Origin of the sequence: Yersinia enterocolitica, from assembly GCA_002082245.2 — a bacterium.
In the GTDB taxonomy this organism is placed as follows: Bacteria; Pseudomonadota; Gammaproteobacteria; order Enterobacterales; family Enterobacteriaceae; genus Yersinia; species Yersinia enterocolitica_E.
Map to the genome: position 1 here is coordinate 4,380,539 of NBTC02000002.1, position 25,905 is coordinate 4,406,443.

Sequence of the window (25,905 nt, forward strand, 5' to 3'; positions counted from 1 at the left end):
TGTTGATGAAACGGAGTGACCAATGCGATCCTCGCAACCAACGAGGGTTTAGCCTGCCTGAAGCCTTAATTGCGGCACTGTTTTTCTCTGTCTCGTTACTGGGGTTGTTGCAATACCATCAGACTCTTTTACAGGGTTTCTCTTCTGTGTGGCAACAGCGTCAGGCTTGGTTTCTGCTTCATCAACATATTGACAGTGCAGGGGAGGCTAGACCTGATAGGGGATTCATATCGGGAATGAAACCTAACTGGTTATATCGTCAGTCCATTAGCCGAATTGAAGGGGAATGCGCCGAGCTTAATTTCACTCTTGCGGTACGGAAAAACCTGTCAGCAGAGTTAACCCGTTGGTTTTGCTCTACGAATGGAAGTGGCTAACGGCATAGTTATCCCCCATAGATACGACGTTGCTGAGGCGGCAAACAAGGGGATCCTGATTGATGAACCGCCGAGGTATACAGATGAGCGACTATATCGGTCTTATAATAGAGATAACCTATTGCGCTCATTCATTATCAAGTTAGAGTATTAAGCCTCAGGATTTACCCACAAGTGATAATAAACTGGTTTAATCACTTATGGCTATTTTCCATAGTGCCTTAAGGGAGTAATCATGTTCACGGTTTATCATTCTAATCAATTAGATTTACTCAAAGCGCTAACGACTGCGCTGATAGAACGAGAGCCGTTGGATAACCCTTTCCAGCAAGAAGTGGTGCTAGTTCAAAGCCCAGGAATGGCACAATGGTTACAAATGCAACTGGCACAACAATTTAGTATTGCAGCTAATATTGAGTTTCCGCTGCCCGCAACCTTTATCTGGGATATGTTTACCCGTGTTTTGCCCGGAATCCCAAAAGAAAGCGCATTTAGCAAAGACGCCATGACATGGAAACTTATGTGGTTGCTGCCAGATTTACTGGAAAGCCCGGTATTTTCTCCCATGAAACGCTATTTAAGTGACGATAATGATAAGCGCAAAATCCATCAACTTGCAGCACGGGTTGCTGACCTTTTCGACCAATATTTAGTGTATCGTCCTGAATGGCTTGCCAGTTGGGAACGGGGCCAACTCATTGACAATCTGGACGATGCTCAACTGTGGCAAGCCAAGTTGTGGGTGGAACTGACCAATTATACCCGCCAATTGGAACAGCCCGAATGGCACCGTGCCAATCTCTACCAGCGGTTTATCCGCACCCTGCTTGAAGCGAATGTCTGCCCCGTTGGGTTACCCAAGCGGGTATTTATTTGCGGCATATCGGCATTACCTCCTATCTATTTACAAGCTCTACAAGCGCTGGGTAAACATATTGATATTCATCTGATGTTTACGAATCCTTGCCGCTATTTTTGGGGCGATATTCAGGATTATGCTTTTTTGGCTAAATTGCAAAGCCGCAAACGTAGACATTATCGCGAATCAATTGAAGTCAATCTGTTCCGCCAGCCAGAGCAGGCTGAACAGCTCTTTAATGCGAATGGTGAACAAGAACTCAGTAACCCATTATTAGCCTCGTGGGGGCGGCTCGGGCGGGATCATATGTATTTATTATCTCAGGTTGATGATATTCAAGAGGTCCACGCTTTTGTTGATATTGACCCTGACAATCTACTACATGGTATTCAGCACGATATGTTGGAGCTGGAAGACCACGCAATTATTGGCATCACGGCGGAATCCTTAGCGCGTAGCGACCAAAAGCGTCGATTAGATCTCAGTGATCGATCTCTTAGCCTGCATGTTTGCCATAGTCCTCAGCGAGAAGTTGAGGTTTTGCAAGATAACCTATTGAATTTATTCTCAACTAATCCTGAACTTACTCCACGCGATGTCATTGTGATGGTTGCCGATATTGACAGCTATACCCCTTATATTCAGGCCACATTTGGTAATGCGACAGGGGACCGCTATCTGCCGTTTGCGATTTCTGACCGTAAAGCCAGTCAGGCCCATCCGGCGCTACAGGCTTTTATTACCTTACTTGATCTCCCCCAAAGCCGTTTCACCTCTGAACAAGTGTTGGCGCTGTTGGAGGTACCTGCTTTAGCCAGTAAGTTTGGTATTACTGAAGATGGCTTGCGCCGCTTACGGCAATGGGTGGGGGAATCGGGTATTCGTTGGGGGCTGGATGATGACAATGTACGGGAACTCTCCTTACCCGCAACGGGTCAGCATACCTGGCACTTTGGTATCACCCGCATGTTGCTGGGTTATGCCATGGATAGCACCGCCGGAGATTGGCAGGGTGTTCTGCCATATGATGAGTCGAGTGGCTTAGCTGCTGAACTCGCTGGGCAATTGGCAGATATGTTGATGCAACTAAGCCAATGGCGGCAGCAATTAAGTGAACCCCGAGCACTCAGCGAATGGTTACCCCTGTGCCGCCAATTATTGGATACCTTCTTTGAACCCGATAATGACACTGAAGCGGTGTTGGTGCTGATTGAACAACAGTGGCAGAAGGTTATCAGCTATGGTATTGCTGCCCAATATCCCGATGTGGTGCCACTTAATCTGTTACGGGATGAACTGGCTTCGCGCTTGGATAATGAGCGCATCAGCCAGCGTTTCCTTGCCGGGCCAATCAACTTCTGTACTCTAATGCCTATGCGCTCGATCCCATTTAAAGTTGTTTGCTTATTGGGGATGAACGATGGCGTTTACCCACGAACGCTGCCGCCGCTGGGATTTGATTTGATGGCAAAGCAGGTTCGCCGTGGTGACCGTAGCCGCCGTGACGATGACCGCTATCTGTTCCTCGAAGCGCTACTTTCGGCTCAGCAACAGCTCTATATCAGCTATATCGGGCGCTCTATCCAGGATAACAGTAAGCGTTATCCATCAGTGTTGGTCAGTGAACTGATTGAATATATCTCACAAAGTTATCATTTACCGGGTGACGAAATGCTCAATGCTGATGAGAGCGCTCAGCGGGTGATTCAGCACTTACTCTGCTGGCATGCGCGGATGCCGTTTGCGGCAGAAAATTTTATTCAGCATAGCGAGTTACAGAGTTACGCTGCTGAATGGCTACCCTCTGCTGAGTCCAAAGGGCGACCGCATCCAGAGTTTAATCAGCCATTATCGCCTGAACCTTTATCTGAAATTACATTGGATGAGTTAATCCGCTTCTATCGCCACCCTGTGAGGGCATTCTTCCAACTCCGGCTAGGAGTGAATTTTGTTATTGAAGAAACAGAATTACCTGATGAAGAGCCATTTACTTTAGATAACCTCAACCGCTATCAGTTTAATACTCAGTTACTGAATGCATTGATAGATGAGGGAGACATCAATAGCGTGTTTACCCGAGCTCGAGCGGCCGGTAGCCTGCCTTATGGATCGTTCGGTGAGCTTTATTGGGAAAGCCAACAAGAGGAAATGGTGCCATTAGCTGAACAGATTCGTAGCGAGCGCCTTGAGCATCATAGCATTGAGCTAAATATCGAATTGGGTGACATCACCCTTACAGGTTGGATTCATCAGGTTCAGGAAGATGGATTAATTCGTTGGCGTCCCGCGGCATTAACGGCGATAGACGGGCTTTTATTATGGATTGAACATCTGGTCTATTGTGCTGGTGGAGGTGATGGGCAAAGCCGGATGTATGGTCGCAAAGGAACTGCATGGCGCTATGATTCTTTGGGCCGTGATGAGGCTCATCACTATTTACAACAGTTAATCAGTGGGTATCAGCAAGGAATGTGTGAACCACTGTTATTGCTGAGCAAAAGTGGTTGGGCATGGCTGAGCCAGTGCTTTGAACGCGAGTCAGGTCAGATTTTGTGGGATGAAGAAACACAAACTAAAGCCCGCATGAAACTTTTACAAGTTTGGCAGGGTGATCAGCGAGTTGCAGGTGAAGGTGAGGATAGCTATGTGCAAAGGGTGTTCCGCCTGATGGATAATCCACATCTCGACAAGATATTACATGAAACGGAACGTTATTTATTACCGATTGCCCGCCATAATAAGGCGTGAGAACTGCTGATGGCCAAACCAGGCTTTCATACATATCAATACCAGAAAGTTGGCTGCGGCTTTAAGCGGTAATTTTTAAGGGGTTAGGGGAGAAACGGAATGCATAAACAGTTTGCTCGCATCATGGGTATATTTTTCTTATTAGGTTTGCTGGCACCTCTCAGTTGGGCTGCTGCGCCTGCGTGGCAACCTCTGGCAGAAGCCATTCACAAAAGTGAACATGACCTGCGTAAATACCAGGCAATAAAGTTGCCTAATGGTATGACGGTATTGCTAGTTTCTGATGCGCAAGCACCTAAATCCTTGGCAGCACTGGCGTTGCCTGTCGGATCATTGGAAGATCCCAATAACCAGTTGGGTTTAGCTCATTATCTGGAACACATGTTATTGATGGGTTCTACGCGTTTTCCTGAACCAGGCAGTTTTGCCGAGTTTCTGAAAAAGCATGGCGGTAGCCATAATGCGAGTACGGCTTCTTATCGAACCGCTTTTTATTTTGAAATTGAAAATGATGCATTAGCTCCGGCAGTTGAGCGTTTAGCCGATGCTATTGCACAGCCTTTGTTAGACCCTATCAATGCTGATCGTGAACGTAATGCGGTCAATGCTGAATTGACGATGGCCCGCTCGCGCGATGGGATGCGCATGGCGCAGGTTAATGCTGAAACGCTTAATCCAGCACACCCTAGTGCGCGTTTTTCGGGGGGTAATCTTGATACGCTGAAAGACAAGCCTGATGGCAAATTACATGATGAGCTGCTGAGTTTTTATCATCGTTACTATTCTGCCAATTTGATGGTGGGGGTGCTGTATAGCAATCAGTCTCTGGAGCAGTTGGCACAATTAGCGGCTGATACCTTTGGCCAGATTCCGAATCGGGAGGCAAAAGTCCCTCCAATTACGGTACCTGCTGTAACACCGGACCAAACCGGTATTATTATTCATTATGTTCCAGCCCAACCGCGTAAACAGTTAAAAATAGACTTTCGCATTGAGAACAATAGCGAAGAATTTCGCAGAAAAACAGATACCTATGTTAGCTATTTGATTGGTAATCGCAGTAAAGATACGTTGTCCGACTGGCTACAAAAACAGGGGCTGGCAGATGCTATTAATGCTGGTGCCGATCCAATGGTAGACCGTAATGGTGGGGTGTTCTCTATTTCGGTATCACTTACGGATAAAGGTTTGGCCAAACGTGACGTCGTGGTGGCCGCTATCTTTGATTACATCAAAATGTTGCAAAAAGACGGCATTAAACAGAGCTATTTCGATGAGATAGCCCATGTTTTAAATCTGGATTTCCGTTATCCCTCAATCACGCGAGATATGGATTACATCGAGTGGCTGGTGGATATGATGTTGCGAGTACCTGTCGCACATGTGCTTGATGCGCCCTATCTGGCGGATCATTATGATCCCAAGGCCATTGCTGCCCGGTTGGCTGAAATGACGCCAGAGAATGCGCGGATCTGGTTTGTCAGCCCTGAAGAGCCTCACAATAAAGTGGCCTATTTTGTTGATGCCCCTTATCAGGTCAATAAAATTAGCCCACAAGAGATGAAAGACTGGCAACAACTTGGGGAGAATATCACTCTGAGCCTACCGGCACTTAACCCCTATATCCCAGATGACTTTACGCTGATCAAAGCAGATAAAAATATCACCCGGCCACAGAATGTTGCGGAACAACCGGGGTTACGGGTGTTTTACATGCCAAGTCAGTATTTTGCTGATGAACCGAAAGCCGATATCGCGCTGGCTTTCCGCAATCCTCATGCGTTGGATACCGCCCGCCATCAGGTACTATTCGCCCTGACTGATTATCTGGCCGGCCTTTCACTGGATGAACTGAGCTATCAGGCTTCGATCGGCGGAATCAGCTTCTCAACCGCCCCTAACAACGGTTTATATGTCAGTGCTAATGGCTTCACACAGCGGATGCCACAATTGCTAACCACGCTGGTTGAAGGTTATTCCAGTTTTACGCCAACAGAAGATCAATTAGTGCAGGCTAAATCTTGGTATCGCGAGCAGTTGGACGTGGCTGAGAAAGGCAAAGCTTATGAACTGGCGATTCAGCCAGCGAAATTGCTGTCTCATGTTCCTTATTCTGAACGCAGCGAACGGCGCAAATTGCTTGATACTATCAGCGTGCAAGATGTGCTGACTTATCGTGATAGCTTGCTGAAGCAATCTGCGCTGGAAGTATTGGCAGTGGGTAATATGACTACCCAGCAAGTTACCACTCTGGCGGAATCGTTGAAAAAACAATTGGCTTTGACGGGAACTACTTGGTGGACCGGCGAGGATGTTGTTGTTGATAAGGCACAACTGGCCAATATGGAGCGGCTTGGCAGCAGTTCTGATGCTGCGCTGGCGGCAGTCTATGTTCCAACCGGTTATACGGAAATTGATGGTATGGCGCGTAGTGCTTTGCTGGGGCAAATTGTTCAACCGTGGTTCTATGATCAATTACGAACCGAAGAGCAACTCGGCTATGCAGTATTTGCCTTCCCGATGTCGGTTGGCCGACAGTGGGGCTTGGGGTTCTTGCTGCAAAGTAACAGCAAGCAACCTGATTACCTTTATCAACGCTATCTTGCCTTCTATCCACAGGCAGAAAAGCGCCTGCGTGAAATGAAACCTGCTGATTTTGAACAATATAAACAAGGGCTAATTAACCAATTACTGCAACGACCACAAACTCTGGATGAAGAGGCTAGTCGTTACAGTAATGATTTCAATCGTAATAATTTTGCGTTTGATAGTCGCGAAAAAATGATTGCTCAGGTGAAGCAACTTAATAGCACTGTATTAGCTGATTTCTTCCAGCAAGCGGTTATTAAACCGCAAGGTCTGGCACTGCTTTCTCAAGTTAAAGGTCAGGGGCAAACGGCTGGCGGATATGCGGTGCTTAAAGGATGGACGACCTATCCGACAACATCTGCCTTGCAGGCTACCCTGCCGCAGAAGGTATTAGCTCCATGACATCAATGACTCCCCAGCGGCTGGAGCCGCTGACGCTCCCCTTATACGGTGAGAGGCTGATTGAAGCCTCTGCCGGTACTGGTAAGACTTTTACCATTGGGGTTCTTTATCTGCGATTGCTGCTTGGTTTGGGAGGGGAGGCAGCATTCAGTCGTCCCCTGACAGTAGAGGAAATCCTGGTGGTGACCTTTACTGAGGCGGCAACTGAAGAGTTGAGGGGGCGAATTCGCGACAATATCCATGGGTTGCGTATTGCTTGCGTACGGGGAGTCAGTGATGACCTAATGCATAAGGCTTTATTAACTGAAATTAGTGATCTGGGCGAGGCCGCAGCACAGTTACTTACTGCTGAGCGTCAGATGGATGAAGCCGCAATTTATACTATTCACGGTTTTTGTCAGAGAATGCTGACGAACAATGCTTTTGAATCTGGCATCTTGTTTGAACAAACATTGGTTCAGGATGAACAGCCCTTACGCAGACAGGCCTGTGCCGATTTTTGGCGGCGTCATTGCTATCCGCTTCCGTTGGCTGTTGCACGCGCAGTCAGCCAGGAATGGAGCGGGCCGGAGGCATTGCTCAAAGACCTTGCTGCTTATTTACAAGGTGAAACACCAAAATTTCGGCAAGCACCAGGTGATGATGAAACGATACTCAGCCGGCATCAGCAAATAGTTGTGCAAATTGATGCTGTCAAAGCGCAATGGCGTGCGGTGGCTCATGAGTTGGAAGCTTTAATTAGTGCATCTGGCGTTGATAAGCGCAGCTATAGCAGCCGATATTTACCTAACTGGCTAGAAAAGGTCGCTATATGGGCAGAGCAGGAAACCGGTGATTATCAGTTACCTAAAGAGCTAGAAAAGTTTCGCCAATCGATATTATCTGAGAAAACCAAAAAAGGTGCGATCCCCCAACACTCGGTGTTCAGTGCGATAGACCGCATCTTCGAACAACCTTTGACACTAAGAGATTTGATTTTAGCCCGCGCAATTAGCGAGATACGAACTTCCGTCCAGCAGGAGAAACGGCAGCGGGCAGAATTGGGTTTTGATGACTTGCTCAGTAAATTGGATGTGGCATTACAGCAGCCAGGTGGTGAGTTGTTAGCTCAATCTATTCGTACCCGTTATCCAGTTGCAATGATTGATGAGTTTCAGGATACCGATCCTCAGCAATACCGTATTTTCCACACGCTTTATGGTAACCAAGGTGAGTGTGGTTTATTACTGATTGGCGACCCTAAACAGGCTATTTATGCTTTCCGTGGCGCAGATATCTTTACCTATATTCGTGCTCGTTCAGAAGTAAGTGCCCACTACACGTTAGAGACCAATTGGCGTTCCTCTTTCCCGATGGTTCAATCAGTAAACAGGCTTTTTAGTTCGGTTGAGGTTCCCTTTCTGTTTGAACAAATCCCTTTTATCAAGGTGGCGGCGGCTGAAAAAAATAGCTGTCTATCTTTTGAAATTAAAGGGAAAAAACAGCCAGCCATCTCTTTTTGGCTGCAACCGGGTGAAGGGGTTGGGGTTAGTGAATACCAGCAATTGATGGCCAGGCAGTGCGCCAGTCAAATCCGTGACTGGCTGGTGGATGGGCAGAATGGGCTGGCGCAATTAGTGACAACGACAGGCTCAAGGCCGGTTCAGGCATCTGATATTACTATTTTGGTTCGTAGCCGGGCAGAGGCTGCGCTGGTTCGAGATGCACTGAGTGCCTTAGCTATTCCATCGGTTTACTTATCCAATCGCGACAGTGTTTTTGATACTGCAGAAGCCAAAGATCTATTGTGGTTATTGCAAGCTGCATTGGCCCCTGAGCAGGAAAGAGCCTTACGCAGTGCGATGGCTACCGGGATGCTAGGGTTGGATGCACAGATGCTGGATGCATTGAATCACGATGAACGGGCTTGGGATTCTCTGGTCGATGAATTCGATGGCTATCGCCAACATTGGCAGCGCCGTGGTGTGCTTCCTATGCTGCGAGAAATAATGGCACAGCGTCATTTAGCTGAAAACTTGTTGGCGACCCCTGGTGGGGAGCGTCGGCTGACAGACTTACTGCATTTGGGAGAGTTATTACAAGAGGCCGCATCACAGCTTGATAGTGAGCACGCACTAATCCGTTGGCTGGCACAACAAATAGCACAACCAAATCATCAGTCAGATAATCAACAATTGCGTTTGGAAAGTGATCGCCATTTGGTTCAGGTGATTACAATTCATAAATCAAAAGGGTTGGAGTATCCGTTGGTTTGGCTCCCTTTTGTCGGCAATTTCCGTCAGCAGCAGGACGTGCTATATCACGATCGTCATAGCTTTGAGGCTCTGCTTGATCTGAATGCTGATGAAGAGAGCCAGGCTTTGGCGGAAGAAGAGCGGTTGGCAGAAGACTTACGGTTACTCTACGTTGCGCTGACCCGCGCGGTTTATCATTGCAGTATCGGTATTGCGCCGCTGATTAAAGGCGGGCGGAAAAAACAGGGCGAAAGCGACATGCACCTTAGCGCTTTAGGCTATTTGGTTCAACATGGACAAGCTGGCGACGCGCAATATCTGGCGGATAAGTTGGCGGAGCTAACCACATTTTCGGGCGGTGATATTTCGGTCTCACTGGCGGAACGTCCTGACGCTACAGCTTGGCAGCCACGGCCTGAAGTTTTGCCAGAACTCGCCGCGCGCCAGTTTAACCGACAAATGCACGACTTTTGGCGGGTTACCAGTTATTCCGGCCTACAGCAGCATGGTGCCAAATCGCAGGTTCTGAATCTCCCTTTACAGGAGCTATTGCCACGGCTAGATAGTGATGCCGTCGGTGAGCAGGCACTCATCACCGCAGCTGATTTAACGCCCCATACCTTCCCGCGGGGGGCGGCACCGGGGACTTTCCTGCATGATTTACTTGAGCCATTAGATTTTAGCCAACCTATTGAGCCAGACTGGCTGGCGCAGCAACTACAGCAACAGGGCTTTGGTGAACAATGGTCGCCAATGTTGTATCAATGGCTAAGTGACATTATGCAAGTCCCCCTTAACGATGCGGGCGTAACTCTGGCGGGATTGACGCCGGAGAGTAAGCAGGCGGAACTACAGTTTTATTTGCCTATCGATACTTTGTTACGCGCTAATCAATTAGATGCCTTAATCAAGCATTATGACCCGCTCTCACGTCAGTGTCCGGTGTTAGATTTTCAGCAAGTCAGAGGGATGCTTAAGGGCTTTATTGACTTGGTTTTCTGCTGGCAGGGTAAGTATTACTTATTAGATTACAAATCTAACTGGCTGGGAGAAGACAGTAGTGCTTATACCGTACAATTGATGGCCCAAGCGATGGCTGAGCATCGTTATGATCTGCAATATCAGCTTTATACCTTGGCTTTACACCGTTATTTACGTCATCGCTTGGGCGATTATGACTATCAACGGGACTTCGGGGGTGTCATTTATCTCTTCTTGCGTGGTGTCGATAAACAACATCCGGGTAATGGTATCTTTAGTTGTCGCCCTGAACAGGAGCTGATTGAAGGAATGGATTGTTTATTCAGTGGCAATGAGGTCGTTCTACTTTCAGGTCATGAAAGTGGTACAGCTCAGGCAGATGAGGATTCATCAAGATGATGGTTCTACTGGACCAAGCGGTTCGTGACCACTTACTACGCCCTCTGGATGTTCAATTTTCTCGCATGATTGCAGGGGATGATGAGCCTATGCTGCAATTGGCGGCGGCTATTCTCAGCGCCGAGGCGGGAGCCGGGCATGTGTGCCTGCCATTAAGTTATCTGCAACCAGAACAACTGTTTGGTGGGCGGCAGGCTGGGTTATCTCAAGCATTATGGCTGGCTGCTGGTGCTCCAGAGCTGTCGCGTTGGATACAAGGATTAAATAATTCCCCAGCGGTCAGTGATGGCTCATTACCAACGCCGTTGGTGTTGCAAAATGAACGTTTGTATCTCCAACGGATGTGGCAGTACGAGGGTGATGTGGTGCGGTTTATTGCCAGTGACAATACCGCTTTATTCGTTAATGAGGCCAGGGGGATTAACGAAAGCCTATTAACAGAGACACTGGACCGCCTATTTGGTCGATCAGACACGGAGATTGACTGGCAAAAGGTGGCCGCCGCAGTAGCCGCTACTCGCCGTATCTCGGTGATTTCTGGTGGGCCGGGAACGGGGAAAACCACCACAGTAGCCAAGCTATTAACTGCGCTGATACAGCTTAGCCAAGGGCAGCGTTTACGTATCCAGCTTGCTGCCCCAACGGGTAAAGCCGCTGCGCGGCTGACTGAGTCATTGGGGAATGCCATCCGCCAACTCACACTTACAGACGCCGAGCGCAAGTTATTCCCAGATCAAGCATCCACTCTGCACCGTTTATTAGGTGCTCAACCAAATAGTCAACGTTTGCGTTATCACCGAGGTAATCCACTAAATCTTGATGTGCTGGTGGTAGATGAAGCGTCTATGGTGGATTTACCCATGATGGCGCGGCTAATTGCCGCTTTGCCCGCTAAAGCTCAAGTCATTTTCCTCGGGGACCGAGATCAGTTAGCTTCGGTTGAGGCCGGGGCGGTATTAGGGGATATTTGTCGCTTTGCTGAGTTGGGTTATAGCAAGGCTCGTGCAGAACAGTTAGCACGGCTGACAGGATGCACATTGGCCGGAAATATACCGATTGGATCAGTCTCTACGGATACGGTCAATGTGCGTGATAGCCTGTGTTTATTGCGTAAGAGCTATCGGTTTGATGAGAAATCGGGTATCGGGCAGCTCGCTTTAGCGGTTAATGCAGGCAAGTATCGGGATGCATTATCAGTATTAAAGGGGGCCTATTCAGATGTTGAACATTTTTCTCTGACGGATTCAGATGACTACCAACGGTTGCTGGAGGATTGCGTTGCGGGCTATCAGCATTACCTCCAATTGGCAGCTACAGGTGCGCATGCTGTGGATGTGCTGGCGGCATTTGGTCGTTATCAATTGTTGTGTGCATTGCGAAGTGGGCCATTTGGTGTCAGTGGCTTGAATGAACGGATTGAGCAGTTGTTGCATCGCAAGAGGTTAATTGAGCGTGCACCTAGCCCATCTGGGCGTTGGTATGCCGGTCGGCCGGTGATGATCGGGCTTAATGACAGTGCGTTAGGTCTCTTTAATGGCGATATTGGTATCGCGTTATATGACGATGAAGGAGAGCTACGGGTGCATTTCCAGTTGCCGGATGGCAACATAAAATCGGTGCAACCCAGCCGTCTTCCCAGCCATGAAACGGCTTATGCCATGACAGTTCATAAGTCGCAAGGATCAGAGTTTGAACATACCGCCCTGGTATTACCGAATACTTTTATGCCGGTATTAACGCGCGAATTGGTTTATACCGCGATCACTCGCGCCCGCCAGCGTTTAACTCTGTATTGTAGCGATACGATATTGGGCAATGCGATACGCACACCGACTCTTCGTCTGAGTGGGTTAGTGGATCGTTTGAATGCATTGACGTGAGTTATACGCTGCTGCTTGAAGCCACAAGGAACACGTTACACGGACCATTCCTTGGTCTGGCAAGGGGGGCCGCTGCTTGCGGCCTCCCTATAACGCTAATTATGTTGGGAATAAATTAAATAAAACCCTGATAAAGCATTTGGTCGCAATATTTATAATCAATACGGCTACAAATCAGCCAACAGAATCTTTGAGCGCCGCTGATAGTTATACAGTTCCTGCTTCTGAATCGGTAAAACCTCTACTTCGGCAGGTGTAAAACCGCGTTCTTGGAACCAGTGAATACTGCGGGTGGTGAGTACAAACAATTTTTTAAGCCCCATCTGTCGCGCTTGATTAGCAACGCGCTTTAATAGCATTTCTCCCCGAGAAGAGCTGCGATAGTCAGGATGTACTGCCACGCAGGCCATCTCACCTATTTGTTCTTCAGGGAACGGATAGAGCGCTGCACAGGCAATCGTCAAATTATCCCGTTCAATAATCGTGAATTTGTCGATTTCCATTTCAAGCTGTTCCCGCGAACGACGCACCAGAATGCCTTGTTGTTCCAGCGGGCGAATCAATTCAAGTATGCCACCAATATCATTGATGGTAGCGCGGCGCACTTGTTCAGCACTCTCCATAACAATCTGTGTACCGATACCATCGCGGGAGAATAGCTCTTGGACTAGCGCTCCATCCTCCTGATAACTCAGTAAATGGCTCCGGCGCACACCGCTACGGCAAGCTTTCACTGCACCACGTAGGAAGCGTACCGTACCGGAGTTGTAATCACCCTCTTGTTCCAGATCTTCAATCCGTTTTTGAGCATCATTTGGGAACAGCTCTGAAATAATGTCACCTTCACTGTCAGTCACCCCTTGGGATGAACAGAAACCGATCATCTTTTCTGCTTTCAGTTTGATAGCTAACTGGGTGGCAACTTCTTCTGATGTGAGATTAAAGCTCTCGCCGGTCACCGATACAGCAACCGGGCCTAGTAACACGATTGCGCCATTATCTAATTGACGGTGAATTGCCTCTTCATCGATACGACGAATACGCCCGCTATGACAATAATCCACACCATCATCCACCCCCAGCGGCTGAGCAATAATGAAGTTGCCACTGACTACATTAATATGCGCGCCTTGTAGCGGGGTATTATTGAGACTCATTGATAGTCTTGCAGTGATATCCAACTGCAATAGGCCGGCTGCTTGTTTCACCATTTCCAGAGTTCGGGCATCTGTTACCCTGGTATGCTTGTGATAAATAGGTTCGTAATGATGCTGTGCCAAATTGCTGTCGATCTGTGGGCGCGCACCGTATACCACGACCAACCTGATCCCAAGGCTATGCAACAAACCGATATCATTGACGATATTCGCGAAGTTTTCATGCTCAATCGCCTCGCCACCCAACATGACAACGAATGTCTTGCCACGGTGCGCGTTGATATAGGGAACTGAGTGGCGAAATCCCTGGACCAGTTCAGTACTACGTTCCTTCACGGCAGACCCTCTTTGAATTTTTATTCGGTATTTTTGTATTTTTATTCTTTTTTGACCAAGATGGCAAGCACCAAATTACTATCAAATGCATATGTATGGCGTATCTGTATTAATAAATTGAATAACATAAAAATGTTTTTCTAATGACAGCGTGGGATTGATTCGTTAAAGTTTTTGCACATAAATTTTTTTGTGCGCTTTTTATTCATATTTTGGTAGTTACTTTGGAGTTACATGGCAGATTCAAATCATAATCCTGGGCGTCGTCGTCTGTTGCAAGGTGCTGCGAGCGCCTGGATGCTGAGTGTTAGTCGAGTTGGATTTGCTGCTTCCTCACATATTATTGCAGTCCGGGTTTGGCCCTCTTCAACCTATACCCGAGTCACGCTGGAATCCAATACTCCGCTGAAGTATCGTCAGTTCGCTCTTACCAATCCTGATCGTATTGTGGTTGATATTGAAGGGGTACATTTAAATAGCGTCCTGAAACAGATAACTAATCAGGTTCAGTCCGGTGACCCTTATCTGAAGCAAGCCCGAGTAGGGCAGTTTGATAAAAATACCGTCCGTTTGGTTTTGGAGTTGAAGCAGAGCATCAGCCCCCAGCTATTTACTCTAAAACCTTTTGCTGAATTTCGAAATCGTTTAGTGGTGGATTTATATCCCGCTCAGGGCAACAACTCTGCTGAGGACGATCCATTGTTGGCATTATTGGAAGATTATAATAAAGGCGACGTGGAGCGTAGCTTACCCGCAGAGACACCAAAAGCAGGCAAAGCAGGGCGCGATAGACCGATAGTTATCATGCTGGATCCTGGTCACGGCGGAGAAGATCCCGGTGCTATTGGTAGAAATAAAACCCGTGAAAAAGACATCGTGCTACAAATTGCCCGTCGGTTACGGGCGTTAATTCAAAAAGAAGCCAATATGCGGGTGTTTATGACCCGTAATGAAGATGTTTTTATCCCGTTGAAAGTGCGGGTAGCGAAGGCGCGCAAACTGCGAGCAGATTTATTCATTTCAATTCATGCGGATGCATTTACCAGTCAGGCGGCCAGAGGTTCCTCCGTTTTTGCGCTATCAACCAAGGGCGCAACCAGTACCGCCGCGCGTTTCCTGGCCCAGACACAGAATGAGGCCGACCAGATTGGGGGGGTTAGCAAAAGTGGTGATCGCTATCTGGACCATACCATGATTGATTTACTGCAAACGGCGACGATTAATGACAGCCTGAAGTTTGGTAAAGAAGTGCTGAATCGCATGGGGAAGATTAATACGCTGCATAAGAACCGTGTCGATCAGGCGGGGTTTGCTGTATTGAAAGCACCTGATATTCCTTCAATTTTGGTTGAAACAGCATTTATCAGTAATCTGGAAGAAGAGCGCAAACTACGTACCAGCCGTTTTCAGCAACAAGTCGCAGAATCTATTTTTGCTGGCATCAAAGCCTATTTTGCTAATGGTGGGGCGATGGCCCGACTTTAACGCGTAGGGCATTGTTATTGATTGAGATATATACCCTAAATAATTCGAGTTGCAGGAAGGCGGCAACTGAGATAATCCCGCTGAGTTGACGTTAGTCAATTATTCGGGTGAACGAAAGCAACCAACACACATGCGGTTTGAAGTATGACGGGTATAAAGCCAGAAACAAAAAAACACCCTTGAGGGTGTCTGATGTTGATATGAAAATGATTAAGAATTGGTTGCGGGGGCCGGATTTGAACCGACGACCTTCGGGTTATGAGCCCGACGAGCTACCAGGCTGCTCCACCCCGCGTCCGTCTTAATACTATTTTCTATCTTACTACTTAGTCGTGTAATTGGTTGCGGGGGCCGGATTTGAACCGACGACCTTCGGGTTATGAGCCCGACGAGCTACCAGGCTGCTCCACCCCGCGTCCGTCACTACACTTTATTTGCTTCTCACTACTATTCTACCTAATTCGTCTTAACTTTCAAGACTATCGAACGACATTTGATACTGCTGGTAGCCAGTATCGGTTGGTTGCGGGGGCCGGATTTGAACCGACGACCTTCGGGTTATGAGCCCGACGAGCTACCAGGCTGCTCCACCCCGCGTCCGATTGAGCGCACTATACTCTGGATGAGATCTGTTGCAAGTATTTTTGCCACTTAATTAGGGTAAATAGGTTTTTTCGATTAATTTATCAACTATCTGTTTCCTTTTTCCCCATAACGGGGTCAGGAGGATTTTTTTCCACCTGCCGATTCCTTTATCTATAGGCGTTTGTTATCGTTCGCCAGTAGATAAAATGAGTAAAAGAAGGCGTGAAATGACAAGTCGTTGGGGCAAATACCTACTAAGTGGAATAATGATTGCTGTTCTGGCGGGGTGCCAATCGCGGCCAACCGATCGTGGGCAGCAATATAAGGATGGGCGTCTGGAGCAATCACTGGAACTGGTGAATGAACCAAATGCAACAGGTAAGCCAGTTAACGCAAAAGATTATTCTGATCAGGTGAAAGTGATTAACCAATCTTCACCGGGTCTCTATAACCGCAATAGTAATACATTCAATGCGGTCGAAAACTGGATGTTGGCAGGGGCCGATACCAGCAAGCTAAGTTTATTTGGTTTGAATGCCTATCAGATGGAGGGGGTCGATAATTTCGGTAACGTACAGTTTACTGGCTACTACACTCCGGTGCTTCAGGCCCGTTATACGCCACAAGGTGAATTCCGCCACCCACTTTATCGGATGCCTGCTAAAGGAAAGCGCCGTTTACCCGATCGCGCTGCTATCTATGCAGGTGCATTGGATAACCGCAGTTTAGTTATCGCATACACCAATTCGCTGGTGGATAACTTTATGATGGAAGTGCAGGGCAGCGGCTATGTTGATTATGGCGATGGGCGACCACTGACCTTCTTCGGTTATGCAGGTAAAAATGGCCATGCTTACCGTAGTATTGGCAAAGTGCTGATTGATCGTGGCGAAGTCGCTAAAGCAGATATGTCGATGCAAGCCATCCGCCACTGGGCTGAAACCCATAGTGAAGCTGAGGTCAGAGAGCTTTTAGAGCAGAATCCGTCCTTTGTGTTCTTTAAACCAGAAATGTACGCGCCGGTGAAAGGGGCCAGTGCGGTTCCATTGATTGCCAAAGCGTCAGTTGCATCTGATCGTTCCTTGATTCCGCCAGGCACCACATTACTAGCTGAAGTGCCTTTGCTGGATAATCAGGGCAAATTCACGGGTCAATATCAGATGCGCCTGATGGTGGCATTGGATGTTGGTGGTGCGATTAAAGGTCAGCACTTTGATATCTATCAGGGGATTGGCCATGAAGCTGGGCAGGCTGCTGGGTACTACAATCATTATGGTCGGGTTTGGGTACTGAAAAATGCCCAAAGCAGCGGACCGCTATTTACCGCTTATCAAGGTGGCAAAACAGTCGCGCCAGCGGGTAATGGTTCATCATTACTGGTAAATAATCAGGGTCAGTAAGTTTCCTTATTACCTGCAATTGCCGGTATACGGTCGGTTTCACTCTTTATCAGGCGGCCAATTGGCCGCTTTTGTCTTCATATCATCGATATTATTAACGTCATTTCGAAGCAATTAAGGTAACACATTGATGAACACAGCCTTTTCCGAAGCTTACCAACAGCGGTTTGGTGGCATAGCGCGTCTATATGGTCAGCAGGCGCTGGAACTGTTTTCGCAGGCGCATATCTGTGTCATTGGTATTGGCGGTGTCGGCTCATGGGCAGTGGAAGCGCTGGCGCGCACTGGTATCGGCGCGATTACGTTGATTGATATGGATGATGTTTGCGTAACCAATACTAATCGTCAGATCCATGCCTTACGGCACAATGTCGGCCAAGCTAAAACCGAAGTGATGGCGGAACGTATTCTGGCTATCAATCCTGAATGCCGCGTGACGTGTATTGATGATTTTATTACTGCGGATAATGTCGCGGAGCTTTTAAATGACAATTTTAGCTATGTCATTGATGCAATTGATAGTGTACGGCCTAAGGCGGCACTACTCTCTTATTGTCGCCGCTATAAAATCCCAGTAGTCACCACCGGTGGTGCAGGTGGGCAGTTCGATCCAACACGTATTGAGGTAGTAGATCTGGCAAAAACCATTCAGGATCCGCTGGCGGCTAAGCTACGTGAAAGGTTGAAAAGTGACTTTAATGTGGTGAAAAACAGCAAAGGTAAACTGGGGATCGATTGTGTTTTTTCCAGCGAACCACTGGTTTATCCCCAGGCTGATGGATCAGTTTGTGCTTCGCGCAGTACAGCGGAAGGACCTAAAAAAATGGACTGTACTTCAGGTTTTGGCTCGGTAACCATGGTTACTGCGACCTTTGGTTTTGTTGCTGTGTCCCATGCATTGAAAAAAATGATGGCGAAAGCAGCCCGTCAGGTGAAATAACCCCTACTCTATATATTGGGCGGCGATAGCCTTTACACCTTGTGCCAGCGCCAGTAAACCGCTGGCGCGCGAGGTGCTTAGCTGCTGGCGTAGCCCTAACTGCTCAAACAGCGCCAATGGGTCTTCTGCTAATACCTGCTGTGGGGTTTTCCCCTCCACCGCAGTTAAAATAACCGCCAGTAATCCACGAACAATGCGGCCTTCGCTATCACCATAAAAATGTAAGCTACCATCCGGCAGGCGTTGATGCCCCAGCCACACTCGATTTTCACATCCAGTTAGCTCCAGTTCATTCTGTTTTAGTGGCTCCGGTAATGACGGAAGCTGTTTTGCCAGCAAAATCAACTGACGATAACGATCTTCCCACTGTTTATGAACGCTGAATGTCTCCAGCAGTTTAGCAGCAGTAATATCGTGACCAAAAGGGTGTGGGGCAATCATCATCTTCTCAATTAGACCGGTGGTTATTGGGCGAAATTATTATCTGTTAGTTCTTAATCTTGCAATAGTTCCAGAGCCTTAGCTATCGCGTTACACAATATATCAACATCGTTCGCGGTATTGTACGGTGCGAATGAGGCACGCAGGCTGCCACTCACCCCTAATGCTGCCATGAGTGGTTGTGCGCAATGTTGCCCGGCGCGCAGTGCGATGCCCTGTTCGGCCAATAACGTTACTAAATCGCTATGGTGCACACCATCGAAAGTAAACGCCAATAAACTGGATTGCTGGCAACGGAAGCTGCGAAAACCCGGTAATTTAGCCAGTTTATTCTCTGCCAATGTGGCTAAATCTTGGCTATAGGTTTCTGCTTCTGTCAGATCAATATGTTCGAGCCAACTAAGAACGGCAGAGAAACCAATGACGCCAGCAATATTTGGCGTACCAGCCTCAAAACGGTATGGCACCTCATGGGACGTAAATCCACCGAAGGAAGCATGAGTGAGCATTTTACCGCCACCGTGCCAGGCTGGCATCTCGTCGAGTAATTCAGACTTGCCGTACAGCACGCCTATGCCGGTCGGCCCATAAAGCTTGTGGGCTGAGAAAGCGTAAAAATCAATATCTAGCACTTGAACGTCTGCCGGGTTATGCACAACACCTTGCGCCCCATCTACCATCACTACACAGTTATATTGATGGGCAAGTTCGATTGCCTGAGCTAACTCGGGGCTACCACCCGTGACGTTAGACATTTGGCCCAGCGCCAATATGCGTGTTTTATCATTAAGCAATTGCGGTAATTGCTGTAAATCGGGGAGATGATCAAGGCCGATGGGTAATTTAACCATTCTGGCCCCTGTCTGCTCTGCAACCATAAGCCAGGGGATTAAGTTGGCATGATGTTCAGCTTCACTGACAATAATTTCATCACCCGTTTGCAGACGAGGGCGGGCATAGCTTTGTGCTACTAAATTAATGGCTTCGGTAGTGCCTTTGGTCCAAATGATATTTTCTGCTGCGGGTGCATTGATAAAGTCAGCCACTTGTTGGCGGGTTTCCTCAAAACGAACCGTCAATGACAATGCTGATTGATGTTGGCTGCGATGTACTGTTGCGGAGTCCTGCTGATAAAACTGTTGTGTCGCCTCAATCATGGCGCGGGGTTTCAGCGCAGTTGCCGCACTGTCCAGATAGGTTATCTCATCACTAATAGCCGGGAATTCCTGACGAAAATCCGTGGGATTAAAAGCTTTCATACTGTTGTTCTCATCCTTTGGGTTACTTCGGAACTGTCTCATTTTGACTCATTTTGTTCATAATTTGCCCGCTAATGGCTCGGTTCACTGGAAATATGTCATAAGTGAGTTATGCTAAATAGTAACGGACATAACCATTTGTCTGGTAATGAAAATGAGTTTTTTAGCATTTTAATCTGCAAGGAGTCACCCATGAAAAAGACAGCTGCCGTAATTTCTGCACTTATGCTCACTTTTACCTTAGCAGCCTGTTCAAGCAACTATGTTATGCATACCAATGATGGTCGCACTATCGTTGCTGATGGTAAACCTAAAGTAGATGATGAAACTGGGATGATAAGCTACACCGATGCCAACGGCACCGAGCAGCAAATTAACCGTTCAGAAGTAAAAGAAATGGCTGAGGGTAAGTAGTTTAACGCGAAGTCACCGTTCAAAAGATGCCTAATACGGCAATCAAACCCTCTGCAACAACTTAAATTTAAGCTCTGACTATGTGCAATGCAAAGTCGCGTTTAAATTTAAGCGCTGAAAATAGGGTAAAAAAAAGCACCGCTAAAATAGCGGTGCTGCATAAAATCACTATGGACAGACAGGGTAAATGTACAGGAAGTGAAAAAAAACAGTAGCTTAGCTACTATGTCTGGACTACCAGACCATTTGCAAACACAACATCACAACCACAAAGCCAAAAGCATTTCAGTACCTGGATACTAAACCTACTTTTCGTTCCGGCTTGGGAAGTGCCGCCACTATAGGTATTTGCTGGCGCATCATCAACGGACAATTTATAATGTCTCGGATTATAAAAACTAATAAGTAAACAAAGGGTTTCATCTAAGGATGAGCCGTTATAAAAAAGTATCCAATTCATGTCAAAACGATTACCACCCCTGAACGCCTTGCGGGTTTTCGATGCGGCCGCACGCCACTTGAGTTTTACTAAAGCTGCTGATGAATTATTTGTCACGCAAGCGGCTGTTAGTCACCAGATAAAGTCCCTGGAGGATTTTCTCGGGCTAAAACTGTTCCGCCGTCGTAACCGCTCGCTGTTACTGACTGAGGAGGGGCAAAGCTACTACCTCGATATTAAAGAGATTTTTACCTCCATCAATGAAGCAACTCGTAAATTGCAGGCGCGTAGCGCGAAAGGCGCGCTCACTGTAAGCCTCCCTCCTAGCTTTGCTATTCAATGGCTGGTCCCTCGTCTATCTGGATTTAATGCGGCTTATCCGGGGATCGATGTCAGGATTCAGGCGGTAGATCGGGAGGAGGACAAACTTGCTGATGACGTTGATGTGGCTATTTTCTATGGCCGGGGTAATTGGACTGGTTTGCGTACTGAGCGTTTGTATGCAGAATTCTTACTTCCTGTTTGTGCGCCTACTTTATTAACGGGTGAGCATGGATTAAAAGTACCGGCAGATCTGGCTAATCATACGTTGTTGCATGATACTTCCCGCCGGGATTGGATGGCCTATACCCGTCAACTGGGTGTTCCTCAAATTAATGTGCAACAAGGTCCGATATTCAGCCATAGTGCGATGGTGGTTCAGGCTGCCGTTCACGGCCAAGGTATTGCGTTAGTGAATAACGTCATGGCTCAGGCAGAGATTGAAGCAGGGCGCTTGGTGTGCCCGTTTAATGATGTTTTGGTGAGTAAAAATGCTTTTTATCTGGTTTGTCATGACAGTCAGGCAGAACTAGGTAAAATAGCCGCCTTTCGTCAGTGGATATTGGCAAGAGCTGCCAGCGAGCAAGAAAAGTTACGCTTTCGCTATGAGAACTGATTAATCACCCTATTCTGCGTAGTAATGACAACCCATTCACGATGGTAACCCGCTACGATAAAATGGGCTATTGTCGGGCGATATAACGATATACCCACGTCATTGGAATCGCAGCTAGCACTTCTGCAATGTCGAGTACGAAGGGTATAACTCTATCTAATTTAAGGTTAATGACGATGAATGGTCGTTTAATGCTGATATTTGCCGCACTGAGCGGTTTTTTCTATGTCGCTTTTGGTGCCTTTGGTGCTCATGTATTGAGCGCCTCACTGGGGCCGAATGAGATGGCCTGGGTTCGTACTGGGCTGGAGTACCAAGGGTTCCATACGCTGGCGATTCTGGCGTTAGCTGTTGCGATGCAACGGCAAGTAAGTATTTGGTTTTACTGGAGTGGTGCCTTGTTAGCGCTCGGAACGCTACTCTTTAGCGGCAGTTTATATTGCCTGGCTCTATCGCACCTGAAACTGTGGGTATATATCACGCCAATCGGCGGCGTATGTTTTCTGGCGGGATGGATTTTGATGTTGATTGGCGCGCTGCGTCTAAGAAAAAGGGCAGAACGCCATGAATAATAAAATTGCTTTATATTGCCGCTCTGGCTTTGAGAAAGAGTGTGCGGCAGAAATTACCGCGAAAGCGGCACAGCTTGAAATCTTTGGTTTCGCTCGAGTAAAAGAAAACAGCGGTTATGTGCTGTTTGAGTGCTATCAGTTGGAAGATGCCGATCGCTTGATTCGTGAAGTGCCTTTTCGTGAGTTGATTTTTGCCCGCCAGATGATGGTGGTGGGTGAGTTATTAAAAGATTTGCCGCCGGAAGACCGTGTTTCACCGATTGTGGGGATGTTAGTCGGTGTTATTGAAAAAGCCGGTGAGTTACGTGTTGAAGTTCCTGATACCAATGAAAGCAAAGAGTTGCTTAAGTTTTGCCGTAAGTTAACGGTACCTTTACGCAGCGCAATGCGGGAACAAAAAATTCTTTCTGCCCGTGAAAATCCTCATCGGCCAGTAGTACACGTGTTCTTTATCGCGTCTGGCTGCTGTTATGTTGGCTACTCTTACAGCAATAATAACTCGCCGTTCTATATGGGTATCCCCCGTCTTAAGTTCCCATCTGACGCACCAAGCCGTTCAACCTTAAAACTGGAAGAAGCTTTTCATGTGTTTATCCCTGCGGATGAATGGGAGGAGCGTTTGGCCAGTGGTATGCATGCAGTTGATCTAGGTGCTTGCCCCGGTGGTTGGACCTACCAATTAGTGCAGCGCAGCATGATGGTTCAGGCTATTGATAATGGTGCGATGGCACAAAGCCTGATGGATACCGGACAGGTAACCCATCATCGCGTCGATGGTTTTAAATATGAGCCAACGCGTAGCAATATCTATTGGTTAGTATGCGATATGGTAGAAAAGCCGGCTAAAGTGACGCAACTTATCATCAAGTGGTTGGTAAACGGTTGGTGTCGTGAGGCAATTTTCAACTTGAAATTACCGATGAAAAAACGTTTTGAAATCGTTTTGGAAAATATGGAAATGATGGATGAACAGTTGAAAGAAAACGGTATCAATGCCCATATTCAAGCTAAACAGCTCTATCATGACCGTGAAGAAGTGACGGTGCATGTGCGTCGTATTTGGTCCGGTGTTCCGGGGCGTCGGGATGAGCGTCAATAGTCATATATATTTGGTACTTGCAGCCGCAGTGGTTTAGCGGTGGCTCCAATTACTGGAATATGAGTATCGTGTTATCCGCAAGGGGCCGTTTGGCCCCTTAATTTTAAGGTAACCTAAGTTGTTGCAAATTACCGCTTAATGTCAAATCGGTTTTCAGTGTAGCGATTTGCTTACAGATAAATGCCATATCTTGGTGTTGCTGCAATTTCTTCCGCCATTTCTCCGGCACTGATTCCAGATCTTGATAAAGCACTTCAAGGTTGCTGGCATGCTGCAATAGCAGTGCGGCAGTTTTGGCACCTATCCCCGCGACGCCTGGAATTTTGCTGCTGCTGATGCCCGCAAGCCCCCAATAGTCAGGCAGTTGGTGTGGCAATACACCAAACTCTTGTTTTACAAATGGCATATCCAGCCAGCGTTTTTGGAAGTAATCGCGAATCTGTACATTTGGCGCTAACAGTTGGCAGTAACCTTTGTCGGTGGAAACGATCGTCACTTGATGGCCGGCTCCACCAATTTTGGTCGCCAAAGTTGCCGCCAGATCATCGGCTTCATTGCCAGGAGAATGCCAGCAAGCGACCCCGAGTGAACTAAACGCCTCACGGATCTGCGGCATTTCTTGTTGCAGGTTGTCCGGCATCGGTGAGCGGCCAGCTTTGTAATCAGGCAAGCATTGATGACGCCAACTATCGGAACGATCATCCTCATCAAACACGGCGACAGCGTGGGTGGGTAAACTATGTGAAATAAGCTGTTGCAACGCATGCTGGCAGGCATTAATGCAAGGTGAACCTTGTACTGCATGGATGCGACGAATCAGATTAAGTGCATCAACGATAAGAAGATGGATTTGCATAGCCTGTCTTATATAGTCATTAAGCCAGATTAATGTCGGGCAGCCACACGACTAAGTGCTGGCGCTGCCCGGTGAGGTATTACTATTTAAGGCTTAGCTGCAAATTTCGTAGCAAGGGGTATAAGCAGTGCCAGGCAGTTTCATTCGATGCTGTGCAATAAATCCTTGCAGTAAGCTATCCATTTGTTTCATCAATTGTGGATCGCCATGCAATTTATAAGGCCCATAGGCTTCGATGGCATGAATTCCCACTTCTTTTACGTTACCCGCAACGATGCCTGAGAATGCACGGCGTAGTGCCGCAGCCAGTTCTTCAGGGGGCTGGTTATGAGACAGATTGAGATTCGCCATATTTTCATGACTCGGTTCAAACGGATGCTGTAAATCTGGCTTGATACGGATAGACCAGTTGAAGCTATAAGCATCCCCCGTATTACGGCGGTTTTCTTTCACCAGTGGCATCGCTTTCTTCATTTGACGGGCGACTTCAGCCGGGTCATCGATAATTATCTTGTAGTATTTGCGCGCGCCATCACCCAGAGTGTTCATGATGAACTCATCCACCACTCGGAAATAATCCGCGCTCTCTTTTGGCCCGGTTAAGATAAGTGGCAGTACCTGCTCACTGTTCTCTGGATCCATTAATATGCCTAGCAGATAGAGCAACTCTTCCGCTGTCCCTACGCCACCTGGGAAAATAATGATGCCATGCGCGATGCGGACGAACGCTTCAAGCCGTTTCTCAATATCCGGCATGATAATCAATTCATTGACCAGCGGATTAGGTGGCTCTGCTGCAATGATGGAAGGCTCAGTCATACCAATAAAACGGCCATTTCTGTAACGTTGTTGGGCATGGCCAACGGCGGCACCCTTCATCGGTGCTTCCATCGCTCCTGGCCCACAGCCAGTGCAAATATTTAACTCTCGTAAACCCAGTTGGCTCCCCACTTTACGGGCATACAAGTATTCAGTTTCATTGATTGAATGGCCGCCCCAGCACACAATCATATTGGGGTCTTCATCAAGATGGAGGGCTCGGGCATTACGTAAAATAGAAAAGACCAGATTGGTCAAATGGCTGGAGCTTTCCATATCGAGATGTTGAAAACGCCCAGCGCTAACAATTTGACCATTCACAAACAAAATATCGCGTAACACCGCAAACAGATTTGCCTGTAATGAACGAATAATTTTGCCATCAACAAAAGCATGTTCTGGTGGATTTACCAGTTCGAGTTTTACACCTCGTTCACGGCGCAATACATTGATATCAAAAGTTTCATAACGCGATAAAAGCTCTTTGCTGTTATCGGTTAGGCTGCCTGAATTGAGAACTGCCAAGGAGCAGTTACGGAATAAACGGTACAGATCACTGCTGGCTGTACGTTTGAGCATATCCACTTCGAGCTGTGATAACAGATCCATTGAGCCGAGTGGGCTGACATGTGTAATCAAAGTTACTCCTTTACACCCCAGAGGGTGGTAGTGTCCGTGTATACCCTTCGTACTTAAC

The 25,905-nt window shown here is 47.5% G+C and carries 17 protein-coding genes, 3 tRNA genes and 1 pseudogene; 12 read left to right on the plus strand and 9 right to left on the minus strand.

The genetic code is table 11. The features are described from left to right. The first annotated feature begins 5 nt into the window (after positions 1–5). The 5 genes from A6J66_021415 to A6J66_021435 all read left to right on the plus strand — a co-directional run bounded on the left by A6J66_021415 (position 6) and on the right by A6J66_021435 (position 12,469). The gene (locus A6J66_021415) at positions 6–377 is read left to right on the plus strand and encodes a peptidase (protein ID PNM26486.1); all 372 of its coding nucleotides are present in this window, start codon (positions 6–8) and stop codon (positions 375–377) included. A 235-nt stretch (positions 378–612) separates the two neighbouring features. Continuing rightward, positions 613–3,984: an exodeoxyribonuclease V subunit gamma gene (locus A6J66_021420; protein PNM26487.1), complete on the plus strand. Its 3,372-nt coding sequence runs from the start codon at positions 613–615 to the stop codon at positions 3,982–3,984. Positions 3,985–4,083: 99 nt separating this feature from the next. Then, positions 4,084–6,975 carry a pitrilysin gene (locus A6J66_021425; protein PNM26488.1) on the plus strand — a complete coding sequence of 964 codons (2,892 nt, stop codon included), beginning with the start codon at positions 4,084–4,086 and terminating at the stop codon, positions 6,973–6,975. Beyond that, complete coding sequence (locus A6J66_021430) at positions 6,972–10,589, plus strand: exodeoxyribonuclease V subunit beta (GenBank protein PNM26489.1); 3,618 nt, start codon at positions 6,972–6,974, stop codon at positions 10,587–10,589. Before A6J66_021425 ends, A6J66_021430 begins: the two co-directional genes overlap by 4 nt. Then, positions 10,586–12,469 carry an exodeoxyribonuclease V subunit alpha gene (locus tag A6J66_021435; GenBank protein PNM26490.1) on the plus strand — a complete coding sequence of 628 codons (1,884 nt, stop codon included), beginning with the start codon at positions 10,586–10,588 and terminating at the stop codon, positions 12,467–12,469. The genes A6J66_021430 and A6J66_021435 overlap by 4 nt, the downstream gene beginning before the upstream one ends. A gap of 167 nt (positions 12,470–12,636) precedes the next feature. Here A6J66_021435 and A6J66_021440 read toward each other — a convergent pair whose 3' ends face one another. Beyond that, positions 12,637–13,962: an amino-acid N-acetyltransferase gene (locus A6J66_021440; GenBank protein ID PNM26491.1), complete on the minus strand. Its 1,326-nt coding sequence runs from the start codon at positions 13,960–13,962 to the stop codon at positions 12,637–12,639. Positions 13,963–14,196: 234 nt separating this feature from the next. Between A6J66_021440 and amiC the strand changes: the two genes are divergently transcribed. After that, a complete protein-coding gene (gene amiC, locus A6J66_021445) occupies positions 14,197–15,447 on the plus strand; it encodes an N-acetylmuramoyl-L-alanine amidase (protein PNM26492.1) in 1,251 nt (416 codons plus the stop codon). Between the two features lie 30 nt (positions 15,448–15,477). Here the strand turns inward: amiC and A6J66_021450 are convergent. From A6J66_021450 to A6J66_021465, 4 genes and pseudogenes are all read right to left on the minus strand, one after another. After that, positions 15,478–15,579 (minus strand): annotated as a pseudogene (locus tag A6J66_021450) (type I methionyl aminopeptidase). Positions 15,580–15,665: 86 nt separating this feature from the next. Continuing rightward, positions 15,666–15,742: transfer RNA gene (locus A6J66_021455), tRNA-Met, on the minus strand. Between the two features lie 44 nt (positions 15,743–15,786). After that, positions 15,787–15,863, minus strand: a tRNA-Met gene (locus tag A6J66_021460). Between the two features lie 104 nt (positions 15,864–15,967). Next, positions 15,968–16,044, minus strand: a tRNA-Met gene (locus A6J66_021465). 215 nt (positions 16,045–16,259) lie between these two features. On the opposite strand from A6J66_021465, the gene A6J66_021470 reads away from it, so the two are divergent. Then, complete coding sequence (locus A6J66_021470) at positions 16,260–17,432, plus strand: murein transglycosylase A (protein ID PNM26493.1); 1,173 nt, start codon at positions 16,260–16,262, stop codon at positions 17,430–17,432. Between the two features lie 130 nt (positions 17,433–17,562). Further along, positions 17,563–18,372 (plus strand): tRNA cyclic N6-threonylcarbamoyladenosine(37) synthase TcdA, encoded by an 810-nt coding sequence (locus A6J66_021475; protein ID PNM26494.1) that lies wholly within the window; start codon positions 17,563–17,565, stop codon positions 18,370–18,372. 3 nt (positions 18,373–18,375) lie between these two features. On the opposite strand, the gene csdE is transcribed toward A6J66_021475, so the two are convergent. Further along, on the minus strand, positions 18,376–18,816 hold the full coding sequence (csdE, locus tag A6J66_021480; GenBank protein PNM26495.1) for a cysteine desulfurase sulfur acceptor subunit CsdE: 441 nt from the start codon (positions 18,814–18,816) through the stop codon (positions 18,376–18,378). 50 nt (positions 18,817–18,866) lie between these two features. Continuing rightward, positions 18,867–20,114, minus strand: a complete 1,248-nt coding sequence (locus A6J66_021485) for a cysteine desulfurase CsdA (protein PNM26496.1) — start codon at positions 20,112–20,114, stop codon at positions 18,867–18,869. A 150-nt stretch (positions 20,115–20,264) separates the two neighbouring features. Here A6J66_021485 and A6J66_021490 point away from each other — a divergent pair, with 150 nt between their 5' ends. The 4 genes from A6J66_021490 (at position 20,265) to A6J66_021505 (ending at position 23,533) form a co-directional block, all read left to right on the plus strand. Next, entirely contained in the window at positions 20,265–20,486 is a 222-nt protein-coding gene (locus A6J66_021490) for a YgdI/YgdR family lipoprotein (GenBank protein ID PNM26497.1), read from the plus strand. 458 nt (positions 20,487–20,944) lie between these two features. Next, complete coding sequence (locus tag A6J66_021495) at positions 20,945–21,862, plus strand: transcriptional regulator GcvA (protein PNM26498.1); 918 nt, start codon at positions 20,945–20,947, stop codon at positions 21,860–21,862. Between the two features lie 176 nt (positions 21,863–22,038). After that, positions 22,039–22,434 carry a hypothetical protein gene (locus A6J66_021500; protein PNM26499.1) on the plus strand — a complete coding sequence of 132 codons (396 nt, stop codon included), beginning with the start codon at positions 22,039–22,041 and terminating at the stop codon, positions 22,432–22,434. Further along, positions 22,427–23,533, plus strand: a complete 1,107-nt coding sequence (locus A6J66_021505) for a 23S rRNA (cytidine(2498)-2'-O)-methyltransferase RlmM (protein PNM26500.1) — start codon at positions 22,427–22,429, stop codon at positions 23,531–23,533. The genes A6J66_021500 and A6J66_021505 overlap by 8 nt, the downstream gene beginning before the upstream one ends. A gap of 103 nt (positions 23,534–23,636) precedes the next feature. On the opposite strand, the gene A6J66_021510 is transcribed toward A6J66_021505, so the two are convergent. Further along, positions 23,637–24,389, minus strand: a complete 753-nt coding sequence (locus tag A6J66_021510; GenBank protein PNM26501.1) for a flap endonuclease Xni — start codon at positions 24,387–24,389, stop codon at positions 23,637–23,639. 93 nt (positions 24,390–24,482) lie between these two features. Continuing rightward, positions 24,483–25,847 carry an LOG family protein gene (locus tag A6J66_021515; GenBank protein PNM26502.1) on the minus strand — a complete coding sequence of 455 codons (1,365 nt, stop codon included), beginning with the start codon at positions 25,845–25,847 and terminating at the stop codon, positions 24,483–24,485. Positions 25,848–25,905 lie beyond the last annotated feature (58 nt).

Excerpts from the sequence above, each read along its gene's own strand:
- A6J66_021435 (PNM26490.1), top strand. The coding sequence starts at position 10,586 with ATGATGGTTCTACTGGACCAAGCGGTTCGTGACCACTTACTACGCCCT.
- A6J66_021425 (PNM26488.1), top strand. The coding sequence starts at position 4,084 with ATGCATAAACAGTTTGCTCGCATCATGGGTATATTTTTCTTATTAGGT.
- csdE (PNM26495.1), bottom strand. The coding sequence starts at position 18,816 with ATGATGATTGCCCCACACCCTTTTGGTCACGATATTACTGCTGCTAAA.
- A6J66_021485 (PNM26496.1), bottom strand. The coding sequence starts at position 20,114 with ATGAGACAGTTCCGAAGTAACCCAAAGGATGAGAACAACAGTATGAAA.
- A6J66_021490 (PNM26497.1), top strand. The coding sequence starts at position 20,265 with ATGAAAAAGACAGCTGCCGTAATTTCTGCACTTATGCTCACTTTTACC.
- A6J66_021470 (PNM26493.1), top strand. The coding sequence starts at position 16,260 with ATGACAAGTCGTTGGGGCAAATACCTACTAAGTGGAATAATGATTGCT.
- A6J66_021505 (PNM26500.1), top strand. The coding sequence starts at position 22,427 with ATGAATAATAAAATTGCTTTATATTGCCGCTCTGGCTTTGAGAAAGAG.
- amiC (PNM26492.1), top strand. The coding sequence starts at position 14,197 with ATGGCAGATTCAAATCATAATCCTGGGCGTCGTCGTCTGTTGCAAGGT.
- A6J66_021510 (PNM26501.1), bottom strand. The coding sequence starts at position 24,389 with ATGCAAATCCATCTTCTTATCGTTGATGCACTTAATCTGATTCGTCGC.
- A6J66_021420 (PNM26487.1), top strand. The coding sequence starts at position 613 with ATGTTCACGGTTTATCATTCTAATCAATTAGATTTACTCAAAGCGCTA.
- A6J66_021500 (PNM26499.1), top strand. The coding sequence starts at position 22,039 with ATGAATGGTCGTTTAATGCTGATATTTGCCGCACTGAGCGGTTTTTTC.
- A6J66_021415 (PNM26486.1), top strand. The coding sequence starts at position 6 with ATGAAACGGAGTGACCAATGCGATCCTCGCAACCAACGAGGGTTTAGC.
- A6J66_021495 (PNM26498.1), top strand. The coding sequence starts at position 20,945 with ATGTCAAAACGATTACCACCCCTGAACGCCTTGCGGGTTTTCGATGCG.
- A6J66_021430 (PNM26489.1), top strand. The coding sequence starts at position 6,972 with ATGACATCAATGACTCCCCAGCGGCTGGAGCCGCTGACGCTCCCCTTA.
- A6J66_021475 (PNM26494.1), top strand. The coding sequence starts at position 17,563 with ATGAACACAGCCTTTTCCGAAGCTTACCAACAGCGGTTTGGTGGCATA.